Genomic DNA, 12,805 nt, shown 5'->3' with positions numbered 1-12,805 from the left:
CAGGGCGCAGAATGACACTTTACCGGGCCAACCCGAAGCACGGCGTCGCCTGGATCACCGGCGGCAGCAGCGGCATCGGCCGTGCTCTGGCCAAGGACCTTGCGGCAAAGGGCTTTGTCGTCGCGGTGAGCGCGCTCGACGAGCATCCGATCGACGCGCTCATCGTCGAGACGGCACAGATGCCGGGACGCGTGGTTGCCTACCCTTGCGACGTCACCGACGAGCCGCGCATGGCAAGCACTGTGGCGGCGATCGAAAAGGATCTTGGCCCGATCGTGCTCGCCGTCTTCAACGCCGGCAACTACATCGCCACGCCCGGCGAAGACCTCAGGGTCCGCGATTTTCGCCAGTCCTTCGAGGTCAACTATTTCGGCATCATCAATGGTCTCGTCCCGCTGATGGAGCGCATGCGCGTCCGCGCGCGGGGTCATATCGTGCTTGTCGGATCGGTTACCGCCTATTTCGGCTGGCCGACCACGGCCGCCTATGGCGGCTCGAAAGCGGCGATCAACATCCTGGCCGAGTCGCTGAAATACGATTTCGACAAGATGAATGTCCGCGTCCAGGTGATGAACCCGGGGTTCATCGACACACCGCTGACCGAAAAGAACATGCTGCCAATGCCGGGACTGATGCCGGTCAACCGCGCCTCGCGACGCATGCTGCGCGGCATCGAAACCGGCGGCTTCGAGGTCACCTTCCCGCGCCGATTGAGCTGGGGGCTGAAGCTGTTGGCGCTGCTGCCCAGGCCGGTTATCCGCTGGTTCATCAGCACGGCGACCCGCTGGACAGGGCGGCCACTGAATTTCGATCGCAAGCCGCCGAACGAATAACTGTCCACAGGCCCGCTGTTGCTCAGGCGCAACTGCCGCCATAGGTTGAGATTTGTTGCGTGGAGTCTGCGATGGGGCGACGGATCGTGCTTGCGGTGCTGGGCGTCGTTGTCATCCTTGTCCTGGCCGTCCTCCTTGGTCCGCGCGTTCCCGTCGACACCACGATCCATTTCGATCCCAAAGTGATCGGCGACGATCCGCGGGCCTATCTGGCGCGCGAAGAGGCTGCCGTTCCCAATATCCGCGACGGGCTGGAGAAGGAGATCATCTGGGCCGATCCGATGGTTCACGCCAGGACGCCGCTGGCAGTCGTCTACATCCACGGCTTCTCGGCATCGAAGGGCGAGGTTCGCCCGCTGGCCGACGAGGTCGCCGACCAGCTCGACGCCAACCTTTTCTACACCCGCCTCACCGGCCATGGGCAGGACGGCGCCGCAATGGCGCAAGGCAGCGTCAATGCCTGGATCAACGACTATGAGGAGGCGCTCGCCATCGGCCGAGCGATCGGCGACAAGGTGATCGTCATCGGCACCTCGACCGGCGGATCGCTGGCGGCATGGGCGGCGACCGAGCCTGGCGCGTCGGAGGGCGTCGCCGCCATCGCGTTCATCTCGCCGAATTTCGGCGTCAGGGCCTCCGGCGCCGAACTCTTGACCATGCCGTGGGGCAAGCAGATTGCCGAACTCGTCGGCGGCAAGGAGCGCAGCTTTCCGACCCGCAATGCGCTGCACGCGAAACTCTGGACCCATACTTATCCGATGGCCGCCGTAGTGCCGATGGCGGCGTTGACCGAGCTCGCCTACGCCTCCCCGGTAGAAAAAGCGACGATTCCGGCCCTGTTCATCTTCTCGGATTCGGACTCAGTCGTGCGCCAAGACCGCACCCGCGAAATCGCCGGCCGCTGGGGCGCACCGCACGAACTGGTGCCGGTCGACGACAATGGCGATCCCGACAACCACGTCATTGCCGGCGACGCGCTGTCGCCATCGACCACGGCCTTCCTGGCGCAGCGGATTGTCGTTTGGGTGAAGGCAATTACCGAGTAGCCACAAACAAAAAGACGGCCGAAGCGTTGCTCCGGCCGTCCTCATTTCTACAGTCAGCAATCAAGCCAGCTCTCGACGAGCTTGGCCTATTGTCCGATCAGGCAGCCCGCGCCGCGGGGCGCTTGCCGCCGAAGCGGCGCTTGTTGTTGCCCTTGAACGGCTTGGCGCCTTCCGGCTTGCGCTCGCCGGCACCTGCAAAGGCCGGCTTGTCGCCGAAGCGCTTCTTGCCGAAGCCATTGTTCTGGCCACCGGGCCGCCTACCGTCGCGACGGCCATTGCGATCGTTGCGATCGTTCGCTGGCTCGAAGCGCTCGTTCTTTTCAGCCGGATTGCGTGCCGGATCGGGGCTGCCGAGATGGTCGGCAACGATCGGCAGCTTGCTGCGGATAATACGCTCGACCTGGCGCAGCTTGCTGTTTTCGGAAGGATCGCAAAGCGTGATCGCGATGCCGTCCATGCCGTTGCGGCCGGTACGGCCGATGCGGTGGACGTAGCTTTCCGCCTCGTCGGGTAGGTCGAAATTCACCACATGGCTGATGCCGGGCACGTCGATACCGCGTGCCGCGATATCGGTCGCGACCAGAATGCGCACCGAACCCTCGCGAAAATCGTTGAGCGCCTTCTGGCGGGCGTTCTGCGACTTGTTGCCGTGGATGACGGCGGCCTTGAAGCCGTCGCGCTCGAGGTCCTTGGTCACCCGGTCGGCGCCATGCTTGGTGCGCGAAAAGATGATGACGGACTTCATCGCCGCGTCGGCGAGCATCGTCGACAGCACCTGGCGCTTCTGCTTGGTGCGGGCAAAGACGACGCCCTGCACGATCTCGGCCGCCGCGGTGCTCTGCGGCGCCACTTCGACACGGATCGGGTTCTTCAACAGGCCCTTCGCCAGTTCGGCGATTTCATTGGGCATGGTGGCCGAGAACAGCACCGTCTGACGGTCGGGCGCGGTCGCCTTGGCGATGCGCTTGACGTCATTGATGAAGCCCATGTCGAGCATGCGGTCGCCCTCGTCCAGCACCAGCCATTTGGTATCGGAGAGGATGAGGTCGCCCTCGCGCACCAGGTCGGTCAGACGGCCGGGCGTGGCAATCAGGACGTCGACGCCGGGAGCAACCTTCTTCACCTGGCTGAAGCGCGAAACGCCGCCAAGCACGAGTGCGGTCGAGACATGCGCGCCCTTGGCGAGGATCTTGATGGTGTCCTCGATCTGCACGGCGAGTTCGCGCGTCGGCGCCAGGATCAGCGCACGGGTGGTCTTGGCCCGACGCTTGGTGCCGAGCGCGATGATCTTGGACAGGATCGGCAGCGCGAAGGCAGCGGTCTTGCCGGAGCCGGTCTGGGCGATGCCGAAGATATCACGGCCTTCCATCTGCGGCGGGATCGCCTGCATCTGGATCGGCTTCGGCTCGGTGAAGCCGGCGCCAAGGGTCGCCTTAAGCAGAGCGCCGGTAATTCCAAGTGCTGCGAAACCGGTGAGTTCCGCAGTGTTGCCGGTCACAATGTTGCTACCGGTCGAGGTGTTTTCATTGGTCAAAATAGTCTTCTTTCACGCGGCCTGCGGCCGCAAACATCGATGGCGGCAGGGCGCAACCTGCCGTCGAAAAATTTGATATGAAACGACAAGGCGGGCGGACGGTAACGTCCACTCGGCTGCGCTGTCGTGCCCGCAGGCATCATGCCACGGGGCTTTTCCGCCACCTTGCCGTTCAAACGGAAAGAGGGAAAACAGACGCAACCAGTCTCATTCGTCGAGAAGGCCGGAATCTCCCGGCCCAAGCGCCTATGGGCTGCATATGGCTGAGTTCGCTCGGGAATGCAAGGGGCACTATGTTGCAGTGCAACAAAACGACGGCGAAAGCGGCGCTTGCGCACGCCTGCGGGCATCATTACCACAAAGGCAGCTTCCATTCTGGGGACCGAGCGATGAAGGACGTGCTGAAGGAACTCGAGCGCCGCCGCGATATCGCCCGTTTGGGTGGCGGCAAGGCCCGCATCGACGCCCAGCACAAGAAGGGCAAGCTCACCGCCCGCGAACGCATCGAGGTTTTTCTCGACGAAGGCTCGTTCGAGGAGTTCGACATGTATGTCGAGCACCGCTCGACCGATTTCGGCATGGAAAAGACCAAGATCGCCGGCGATGGCGTCGTCACCGGCTGGGGCACGGTCAACGGCCGTCCAGTCTACCTCTTCGCCAAGGATTTTACCGTGTTCGGCGGTTCGCTGTCGGAGGCGCACGCCGAGAAGGTCATCAAGGTGCAGGAGATGGCGCTGCGCAACCGCGCGCCGATCATCGGCCTCTACGACGCCGGGGGCGCGCGCATCCAGGAAGGCGTGGCTGCCCTTGGCGGTTATGCCGAGATCTTTCAGCGCAACGTGCTGGCCTCCGGTGTCATTCCGCAGATCTCCGTCATCATGGGCCCGTGCGCTGGCGGCGACGTGTATTCACCGGCCATGACCGACTTCATTTTCATGGTCCGCGACACCTCCTACATGTTCGTCACCGGGCCGGATGTGGTGAAGACCGTCACCAACGAGACAGTGACGGCCGAGAGTCTTGGCGGCGCTTCCGTCCACACGACAAAGTCCTCGATCGCCGACGGCGCCTATGACAATGACGTCGAAGCGCTCTTGCAGATGCGCCGGCTGGTCGACCTCTTGCCGGCATCCAACACGTCGGAGCTTCCCGAGATCGAATGCTACCAGTCGGTCACGGACCACGACATGTCGCTCGATCGGCTGATCCCGGATAACGCCAACAAGCCCTATGATATCAAGGAATTGATCCTCAAAGTTGCCGACGAAGGCGATTTCTTCGAGATCCAGCAGAGCTTTGCCAAGAACATCGTCACCGGCTTCGGCCGCGTCGAGGGCCGTACCGTCGGCTTCGTCGCCAACCAGCCGATGGTGCTGGCCGGCGTGCTCGATTCCGACGCCAGCCGCAAGGCGGCGCGCTTCGTGCGCTTCTGCGATTGTTTTTCCATCCCGATCGTCACCTTCGTCGATGTTCCGGGCTTCCTGCCCGGCACCGCTCAGGAATATGGCGGCCTGATCAAGCACGGCGCCAAACTGCTCTTCGCCTACGCCGAGGCGACCGTGCCGAAGATCACCGTCATCACCCGCAAAGCCTATGGCGGCGCCTACGACGTCATGGCCTCAAAACATCTGCGCGGCGACATGAACTATGCCTGGCCGACGGCGCAGATCGCGGTAATGGGGGCCAGGGGCGCGGTCGAGATCATCTACCGCAAGGACATCGGTGATGCCGAAAAGATCGCAGCCCATACAAAAGCTTACGAGGATCGCTTCCTGTCGCCTTTCGTCGCCGCCGAACGCGGCTATGTCGACGAGGTGATCATGCCGCATTCCACTCGCCGCCGCATCGCGCGGGCGCTGCGCATGCTGCGCAACAAGGACATGCAGAACCCCTGGAAGAAGCACGACAACATCCCGCTGTAGTACTTCCCGACAACTGCGGCACCTACTCCTCTTCCGCCGCACCAAACCCTGCATCCCTAGTGGCCGCAGTAGCGCTTGCCCAGGGCGTCGCATGGTTGTCGATGCGCATCTGGAAAATGAAATAGGTCGGCGAGCAGTAGCCGATGCCTTTCACCTTGGCCGCACCCGGCGTGTCCGGTGGCAACGACTGGCACATATAATCCTCGCGGCAGAAATGGTCGGCCGAGCAGGCCGGCCGGTTGCCGCGATTGACAGCGCCGCCGAGGCACTGGTCGAAATTGTTGGTCGCCACGCAGGTGTCGAATTTCTTGCCACCGACCAGCCCGCAGATTTCCGAAGGCATCGGCTTGCCCGTCTTGAAGGCGGCAAAGCTGCGGTCCTTGTCGTCACAGGCGCGGTAGGCGATGCCTGCCGGCACGCCGATCTTCGGCGGTCGGCAAGTATAGGCGGTCCGCGAAAAGGTCGGTGCAAAAGCAGCGAACTGGCCGGTGATCTTATAGCGGTCGTTGAAAGGCTGCGACGGATTGCTGGCGATCGAGCCGGTCAGGCAGGGATGGCCGGAAAACATCTTTGGGCTGTCCTTGGGCAACAGACATTGCGCCAGCGTGGTGCGCACGCCCGATGCCGTCGCGAGCGGCGCGCAAACGGTACCGCCGCCGCATTGCCAGGTCGCGCCGAAGCGTTTTGCATCGTCCGGCATCAGGCACGGCATCGCCATTTCGGCCGGCGCGTAGTCGACACCGCCGGCATCGGTCCATGTCGCGGGCGGGGCGAAGGACAGCGGCCGGTAGCGGTTCGGCTGCTTGCCTTCCTGCCCCGCGCGCAGCCAGGCCTGGCGCCGCGGGATCTCGGCATGGAGATGCGGCGAGATGCCGACCTCGATGCGGTTGAGCGGCGACGTCGTCTTGTCGTCAAGGCCGATGAAATGAAAGCCGGCGGTAGAGCCTGCCTGATGACAGCCCTGGCAGGCGCCATTGTCCAGCCGCTCGACCAGCGCCTCCGGCGTGCGCACCAGTTTCAGCGGCATATAGTCGAGACCGGCGAAATCCGCCGGCGCAAACAGCGGCGTGAACGGATGGTTGGCCTGTCTTGCGCTGCCGAAGGTCGACCACGAGATCACCTTCTTCGCCAAAAACTCGTCGGGGATTTCGTAGACGCCGAGATCGACCGCCGCGACATTGGCGCTGACATAGTCGGCCAGCCGCTTCTTCAGCGCCGCATCGGCCGAGAGCCGCGCTGTGTCAGGCGTGTTCTCCAGCGGCCTCTCGCTGACAGCTGCGCCATCGATGCCAAAAATCCGCATGAGGTAGGCAGCCTGCCCGCCGAACTCGGTCTCCTGGCCTGAGGGAAAGCGCACGACTTGCGCGTTGAGCTCCAACTGTTTGAAGGTGAGTTCCTCCGGTGCCAGCGGACCGCCGGCCAGCCAGCCGGCATCGACGTTTTCGTCGAGTTGCGGCGTCCAGCGTCCGGCAACGCCGACGCAGCCGCCATCGGCATCCGGCGCCACGCTGTAGACGGCGTTGAAGTTGAACGGCAGCCGCGACGCCAGCACCTTGCCGTTCTTGCGAAAACTGTAGGCCAGGCGATAGATAAAGCGCACCTCGCCGCAGCTCTTGTCGCCTTTGAGCGCCGCGAAATCGCGCCGGTCGAGACGGTTGACGACACCGACCAGGCGGAAACGTGCAGCCTCGGTCTTCAGCCAGCGCATGTCCATGATGCGGCCGACATTGCCGTCGGTCACCTCATAGAGGGTGCGCCCGCCGGCCTTGATCTCGGCTCGCAACGCGGCAAGGTCGGCCGCCACCATGTCGACGACGGCATGATAGGCCGGCGCCTCGCTGTGGAGCGTCTTGAGATCGTCGGCGCCGTCGACAGCGAAAAGGCCGGCAAAGCCAAAGCCTTTGTCATCGAGAGCAGCGAGCACGGCCGGATCGTCGACGATGGTCACCGGCTGCTCGGCGCGCACGCCACCCGAGGTGAACAGCGCGATGACAACCGCAAGGGCGAGCGCGAACGGCCTCATCCGATCGGCGCCTTCTGCCGTGCATGGACCAGTCCGCGCAACACCGGCACCAGCGCCAGCGGCAGATCCTCGGCGATCAGCCCTGGTCCAAAGCAGCTACCGGCTTCGGAATGGATCCAGACCGCGGCGCAGGCAGCCTCGAAAGCCGGCATGCCTTGCGCCAAGAATCCCGCAGTGATGCCTGCCAGCACGTCACCCGACCCAGCCGTGGCCAGCCATGGCGCGCCATTGCTGTTGATCGCCGCCCGACCATCAGGCGCCGCGATCACCGTGTCTGCGCCCTTGTAGATGACGGTGGCGTTGGCGCGCGCCGCCGCCGCGCGGGCCTTGGCAAGCTTGGACAAGCTCTTGTCATCAGCGATGTCGGGAAACAGTCGGCCGAACTCGCCCTCGTGCGGCGTCATGACCAGTGCTGGCGCATCCGGCCTGCTGGCTGCCTCGAACAGCGTCGAGGCCGCGTTGCGGAAAGACGTGATACCGTCGGCGTCGAGCACCAGCCCCTCGACACCCCCCTCTTGTCGTCTTCTGGCGAGCACGGCGAGAGCGAAATCGCGCGCCTTGTCACCGACACCGAAGCCCGGGCCAAGGACGAAGCTCGACGACCGGCGATCGCCGAGAAAGTCGTGCACATCCTCGATAGCATCGGTCTTGCGCAGCATGATCGAGGTCAGATGCGCGGCATTGACCTGCATGGCATTGGCGGGCGACAGCACGGTAACTGCCCCTGCCCCGCTTCGTGCCGCTGCAAGCGCGGCCAACCGCGCCGCGCCCGTCGCCGACGGTCCGCCGGAGAAGACGCCGACATGGCCGCGTTTGTATTTGTGCGCATCGATCGCCGGCACCGGCAACGCCTCAAGCCAAAACGCCGGCTTGTTTTCGAACGCGCGCAGGGAGACCTGCGCGACGATCTCGTCGCCAATGCCAATGTCGGCGACGACGATCTCGCCGCATCGCTCACGCCCAGGCAACAGCAGATGCCCCGGTTTCTTGCGCGCGAAGGTGACGGTGATCTCGGCACGAAATGACGTGCCAAGGACATCGCCGCTGTCACCGGAAACACCTGAAGGCAAATCGACGGCAACGACAGACAGGCCAGCTGTAATATTCACAGCGCGTGCGCTCTCGCCCGAGAGGTCCTTGGACAGCCCCGCACCATAGAGAGCATCGATGATCAACGAGCCCGGCTCGCCGACAAAAGCCGCCAGCGGCCGGCGCTCCAGCAGACATTCGGCCGCGGCGGTCGCGGCATCGCTACCCGCCCTCGGTTCGCCTGACACCCATAGCGTGACATCGACACCGCTTTTCCCAAGCAGCCGCGCCACGACATAGCCGTCGCCGCCATTGTTGCCGGGGCCGCACAGCACATGCACGCGGCTCGCCGAGGGATAGCGCGCCAGCACCACGGCAGCGACCGCTTCGCCGGCGCGCTGCATCAGGCCATAGCCGTCGAGTGGACCGGCCGCGATCGCCAGTCGATCGGCCTCTGCCATCTCGGCCGGCGACAGAACTTCGTTGCTCATGAATTGCCGATCCGTATTTCGCTCTAGGCCTCTTTGTCCGGGTCGAGCATTGTCCAGTTTCCGGTTTGAAGCAAACGGCCAGGTGCTGAGTTGGCGTGCGGCCAATCCTCTCGCAGACTGGCGCCGCGCATCCGCGCGCCCGCAAAATGCGCGACCTGCCTAATTATCGTGCAGACGCCCGAAGCGGCGATGTGTAGGCTCAAGGCAGCTTTGCCGCAGCCGAAGCAGCGGATGACGCGAATGTGCATCCCGGCCCGGCGCGGCATTGAAATTGCGCGAAACCGCTTCTCGTGGCCTGAAATTGGCACAGTTCGTGCTTGATTGAGGCGCAAGCGGGGCGCACAACCCGTCTTTTTTGGCAGTGGAGGCCACTTTTTACATGAAAAAGATCGAAGCGATCATCAAGCCGTTCAAGCTAGACGAAGTAAAAGAAGCGCTTCAGGAGGCCGGGCTGCAAGGCATCACCGTGACCGAAGCCAAGGGTTTCGGCCGCCAGAAAGGCCATACCGAACTCTATCGCGGCGCCGAATATGTCGTCGACTTCCTGCCCAAGGTGAAGATCGAAGTCGTGCTTGGCGACGACGCCGTCGAAGGCGCCATCGAAGCCATCCGCAAGGCGGCGCAGACCGGCCGCATCGGCGACGGCAAGATCTTCGTCTCCAACATCGAGGAAGTCGTTCGTATCCGCACCGGCGAAACGGGTATGGACGCCGTCTGAGCTTTCTGATTTCAGATTAACGTCTCCTCGAAACGTTCATCACACAGGGAAGAAACGACATGACGACAGCCAAAGACATCATGAAGCAGATCAAGGACAACGACGTGAAATTCGTCGACCTGCGCTTCACCGATCCGAAGGGCAAGCTGCAGCACGTGACGATGGATGTCATCGAGGTCGAGGAAGACATGTTCGCCGACGGCGTCATGTTCGACGGCTCCTCGATCGCCGGCTGGAAGGCGATCAACGAGTCCGACATGGTGCTGATGCCCGATGCGGATACCGTCCACATGGACCCGTTCTTCGCTCAGTCGACCATGGTCATCCTGTGCGACATCCTCGATCCGGTTTCCGGGGAATCCTACAACCGCGACCCGCGCGGCACCGCCAAGAAGGCCGAGGCCTACATGAAGGCCGAAGGCATCGGCGACACCATCTATGTCGGCCCCGAAGCCGAATTCTTCGTCTTCGACGACGTCAAGTACAAGGTCGATCCCTACAACACCGGCTTCCGTCTGGACTCCACCGAACTGCCGTCCAACGACGACACCGACTATGAGACCGGCAATCTCGGCCACCGCCCGCGTATCAAGGGCGGCTATTTCCCGGTGCCGCCGATCGACAGCGCGCAGGACATGCGCTCCGAAATGCTGACCGTTCTGGCCGAAATGGGCGTGCGCGTCGAAAAGCACCACCACGAGGTGGCCGCCGCCCAGCATGAGCTCGGCATCAAGTTCGACACGCTGGTCCGCAACGCCGACAAGATGCTCATCTACAAGTACGTCGTGCACCAGGTCGCCAACGCCTACGGCAAGACGGCCACCTTCATGCCGAAGCCGATCTTCGGCGACAATGGTTCGGGCATGCACGTCCACCAGTCGATCTGGAAGGGCGGCAAGCCGACCTTCGCCGGCAACGAATATGCCGGCCTGTCGGAGAGCTGCCTGTTCTACATCGGCGGCATCATCAAGCACGCCAAGGCGATCAACGCCTTCACCAACCCGCTGACCAACTCCTACAAGCGCCTGGTGCCTGGCTATGAAGCGCCGGTGCTGCTCGCGTACTCCGCGCGTAACCGTTCAGCTTCCTGCCGCATCCCGTTCGGCTCATCGCCGAAGGCCAAGCGCGTCGAGGTCCGCTTCCCCGATCCGGGCGCGAACCCCTACCTCGCCTTCGCCGCCATGCTGATGGCCGGCCTCGACGGCATCAAGAACAAGATCCACCCGGGACAGCCGATGGACAAGGATCTCTACGACCTGCCGCCGAAGGAGTTGAAAAAGATCCCGACCGTCTGCGGCTCGCTGCGCGAAGCCCTGCAGAGCCTCGACAAGGACCGCGGCTTCCTGAAAGCCGGCGGCGTCTTCGACGACGACCAGATCGACTCTTACATCGAGCTCAAGATGGCCGAAGTGATGCGCTTCGAAATGACCCCACATCCGGTCGAATACGACATGTACTATTCGGTCTGAGCGATCGTTTCAGAGACAATGAAAAACCCCGGCGTCAGTTCACGACGCCGGGGTTTTTGTTTTTGGAGCGGCGCAGGCGCTCAAGCCTGCCCCGCAGCGAATGCTCAAGCCGCGGCCGAAACCTGGGAGCTGGTCGAAACCTCCGCGATCGTCTTCAGGATCTGCGAGGCGATCTGGTAGGGGTCGCCCTGCGAGTTCGGGCGGCGGTCTTCCAGATAGCCCTTGTAGTCATTGTTGACGAAGGAATGCGGCACGCGGATCGAGGCGCCGCGGTCGGCAATGCCGTAGCTGAACCGGTTCCACGGCGCGGTCTCGTGCTTGCCGGTGAGGCGCTTGTCGTTGTCCGGGCCGTAGACGGCGATGTGGTCCATCAGGTTCTTGTCGAACGCCGCCATCAGCGCTTCGAAATAGGCCTTACCACCAACTTCGCGCATATAGGCGGTCGAGAAGTTGGCGTGCATGCCCGAGCCGTTCCAGTCGGTGTCGCCGAGCGGCTTGCAGTGGTACTCGATGTCGATCTCGTACTTTTCGGTCAGGCGCTGCAAGAGATAGCGGGCCATCCACATCTGGTCGGCGGCCTTCTTGGAACCCTTTCCGAAGATCTGGAATTCCCACTGGCCCTTGGCCACTTCGGCGTTGATGCCTTCATGGTTGATGCCGGCGGCGAGGCACTGGTCGAGATGTTCCTCGACGATCTGGCGCGCGACCGGGCCGACATTCGAATAGCCGACGCCGGTGTAGTACGGGCCCTGCGGCGCCGGATAGCCGCTCTCGGGGAAGCCGAGCGGACGGCCGTCCTTGTAGAAGAAATATTCCTGCTCGAAGCCGAACCAGGCGCCTTCATCGTCGAGGATGGTGGCGCGCTTGTTGGACACGTGCGGCGTCACGCCATCCGGCATCATCACTTCGCACATCACCAGCACGCCATTGGTGCGGGCCGGATCGGGGAACACGGCGACCGGCTTCAGGACGCAGTCGGAGCTGTGGCCTTCGGCCTGCTGCGTCGAGGAGCCGTCAAAACCCCACAGCGGCAGCTGCTCGAGCGTCGGGAACTCGGCGAACTCCTTGATCTGGGTCTTGCCGCGAAGATTGGGGACCGGGGTGTATCCATCGAGCCAGATATACTCGAGCTTGTATTTCGTCATTCTAGAAGCCTCTCGTTGCTTGTTCACCGAAGCTGGACCGCCGGCGCATGCACCGAACCATCCGGCAGGCCGGCTGCCGGTCGATAAAATGCAAGTCATGTGCCATTTCCGCTGCGCGGGGTGCGTCAAAAATGCCCATGCGACTCGACGATCCGATCAAGCCGTCTAAGCAATGCGCCAGAACCGATCAAAGGCAGGCTTTGCTTAAATTACAGGCAATTACTGATCTTTCTTTAGGCATCTTGCCTAAACCGATTGCAGGACTTACTTTGATGGAAAGATGAATCGACCAGCGTTCGCAAAAGAAAGGGGCCTGACAATGGAAATCACCTCAGCCCGTCCGTCGGCAAAAATCTTGATGTTCCCGGTGGCGGCGCGAGCAGCTGCCTCAAATTTAGGCGTAAAGGCTAAGTTCGCGGCAGAGCTCGCTTCCTTGCGCGATCACCCCTTGGCCTATGGCGAGGCCTGGTATCATGAGGCGGCCATCGCGGAAATCGAGCAGCCGCGCAAGAGCTAGCCGTTATCCGGGCCAACAGCTGGAAAGCCCGACAATTGAAAAACCCGGCGCGATCGCTCGCGCCGGGCTTTTTCTTTG

The 12,805-nt window shown here is 62.9% G+C and carries 10 protein-coding genes; 6 read left to right on the top strand and 4 right to left on the bottom strand.

Features of this window, described 5'->3' with window-relative positions; translation table 11 throughout:
- Positions 1-11 precede the first annotated feature (11 nt).
- Positions 12-833: an SDR family oxidoreductase gene (locus ACWGTI_RS28755; protein WP_454590170.1), complete on the top strand. Its 822-nt coding sequence runs from the start codon at positions 12-14 to the stop codon at positions 831-833.
- A gap of 71 nt (positions 834-904) precedes the next feature.
- Complete coding sequence (locus tag ACWGTI_RS28750; protein WP_454590169.1) at positions 905-1,879, top strand: alpha/beta hydrolase; 975 nt, start codon at positions 905-907, stop codon at positions 1,877-1,879.
- A gap of 97 nt (positions 1,880-1,976) precedes the next feature.
- Here ACWGTI_RS28750 and ACWGTI_RS28745 read toward each other — a convergent pair whose 3' ends face one another.
- Positions 1,977-3,413 carry a DEAD/DEAH box helicase gene (locus ACWGTI_RS28745; RefSeq protein ID WP_454590168.1) on the bottom strand — a complete coding sequence of 479 codons (1,437 nt, stop codon included), beginning with the start codon at positions 3,411-3,413 and terminating at the stop codon, positions 1,977-1,979.
- A gap of 389 nt (positions 3,414-3,802) precedes the next feature.
- Between ACWGTI_RS28745 and ACWGTI_RS28740 the strand changes: the two genes are divergently transcribed.
- A complete protein-coding gene (locus tag ACWGTI_RS28740) occupies positions 3,803-5,335 on the top strand; it encodes an acyl-CoA carboxylase subunit beta (protein WP_454575204.1) in 1,533 nt (510 codons plus the stop codon).
- 22 nt (positions 5,336-5,357) lie between these two features.
- Here ACWGTI_RS28740 and ACWGTI_RS28735 read toward each other — a convergent pair whose 3' ends face one another.
- Both ACWGTI_RS28735 and ACWGTI_RS28730 read right to left on the bottom strand, forming a co-directional pair.
- Positions 5,358-7,358, bottom strand: a complete 2,001-nt coding sequence (locus tag ACWGTI_RS28735; protein WP_454590167.1) for a hypothetical protein — start codon at positions 7,356-7,358, stop codon at positions 5,358-5,360.
- Entirely contained in the window at positions 7,355-8,878 is a 1,524-nt protein-coding gene (locus tag ACWGTI_RS28730) for an NAD(P)H-hydrate dehydratase (protein ID WP_454590166.1), read from the bottom strand. The genes ACWGTI_RS28735 and ACWGTI_RS28730 overlap by 4 nt, the downstream gene beginning before the upstream one ends.
- 379 nt (positions 8,879-9,257) lie before the next feature.
- On the opposite strand from ACWGTI_RS28730, the gene ACWGTI_RS28725 reads away from it, so the two are divergent.
- Positions 9,258-9,596 (top strand): P-II family nitrogen regulator, encoded by a 339-nt coding sequence (locus ACWGTI_RS28725; protein ID WP_006205430.1) that lies wholly within the window; start codon positions 9,258-9,260, stop codon positions 9,594-9,596.
- A gap of 59 nt (positions 9,597-9,655) precedes the next feature.
- Positions 9,656-11,065 carry a type I glutamate--ammonia ligase gene (gene glnA / locus ACWGTI_RS28720; RefSeq protein ID WP_454590165.1) on the top strand — a complete coding sequence of 470 codons (1,410 nt, stop codon included), beginning with the start codon at positions 9,656-9,658 and terminating at the stop codon, positions 11,063-11,065.
- 104 nt (positions 11,066-11,169) lie between these two features.
- Here the strand turns inward: glnA and ACWGTI_RS28715 are convergent, their stop codons facing one another.
- Positions 11,170-12,210, bottom strand: a complete 1,041-nt coding sequence (locus ACWGTI_RS28715; protein WP_454590164.1) for a glutamine synthetase beta-grasp domain-containing protein — start codon at positions 12,208-12,210, stop codon at positions 11,170-11,172.
- A gap of 319 nt (positions 12,211-12,529) precedes the next feature.
- Here ACWGTI_RS28715 and ACWGTI_RS28710 point away from each other — a divergent pair, with 319 nt between their 5' ends.
- Positions 12,530-12,727: a DUF2735 domain-containing protein gene (locus ACWGTI_RS28710; RefSeq protein WP_454590163.1), complete on the top strand. Its 198-nt coding sequence runs from the start codon at positions 12,530-12,532 to the stop codon at positions 12,725-12,727.
- The last annotated feature ends 78 nt before the right edge of the window (positions 12,728-12,805 follow it).

Source organism: Mesorhizobium sp. ArgA1, assembly GCF_053714375.1.
Note: the sequence above shows the minus strand (reverse complement) of the source record. Positions and strands in the feature narration are given on the sequence as shown.

Coding starts and splice junctions, on each gene's coding strand:
- ACWGTI_RS28715 (WP_454590164.1), bottom strand. CDS start 12,210: ATGACGAAATACAAGCTCGAGTATATCTGGCTCGATGGATACACCCCG.
- ACWGTI_RS28740 (WP_454575204.1), top strand. CDS start 3,803: ATGAAGGACGTGCTGAAGGAACTCGAGCGCCGCCGCGATATCGCCCGT.
- ACWGTI_RS28735 (WP_454590167.1), bottom strand. CDS start 7,358: ATGAGGCCGTTCGCGCTCGCCCTTGCGGTTGTCATCGCGCTGTTCACC.
- ACWGTI_RS28730 (WP_454590166.1), bottom strand. CDS start 8,878: ATGAGCAACGAAGTTCTGTCGCCGGCCGAGATGGCAGAGGCCGATCGA.
- ACWGTI_RS28750 (WP_454590169.1), top strand. CDS start 905: ATGGGGCGACGGATCGTGCTTGCGGTGCTGGGCGTCGTTGTCATCCTT.
- ACWGTI_RS28725 (WP_006205430.1), top strand. CDS start 9,258: ATGAAAAAGATCGAAGCGATCATCAAGCCGTTCAAGCTAGACGAAGTA.
- glnA (WP_454590165.1), top strand. CDS start 9,656: ATGACGACAGCCAAAGACATCATGAAGCAGATCAAGGACAACGACGTG.
- ACWGTI_RS28755 (WP_454590170.1), top strand. CDS start 12: ATGACACTTTACCGGGCCAACCCGAAGCACGGCGTCGCCTGGATCACC.
- ACWGTI_RS28710 (WP_454590163.1), top strand. CDS start 12,530: ATGGAAATCACCTCAGCCCGTCCGTCGGCAAAAATCTTGATGTTCCCG.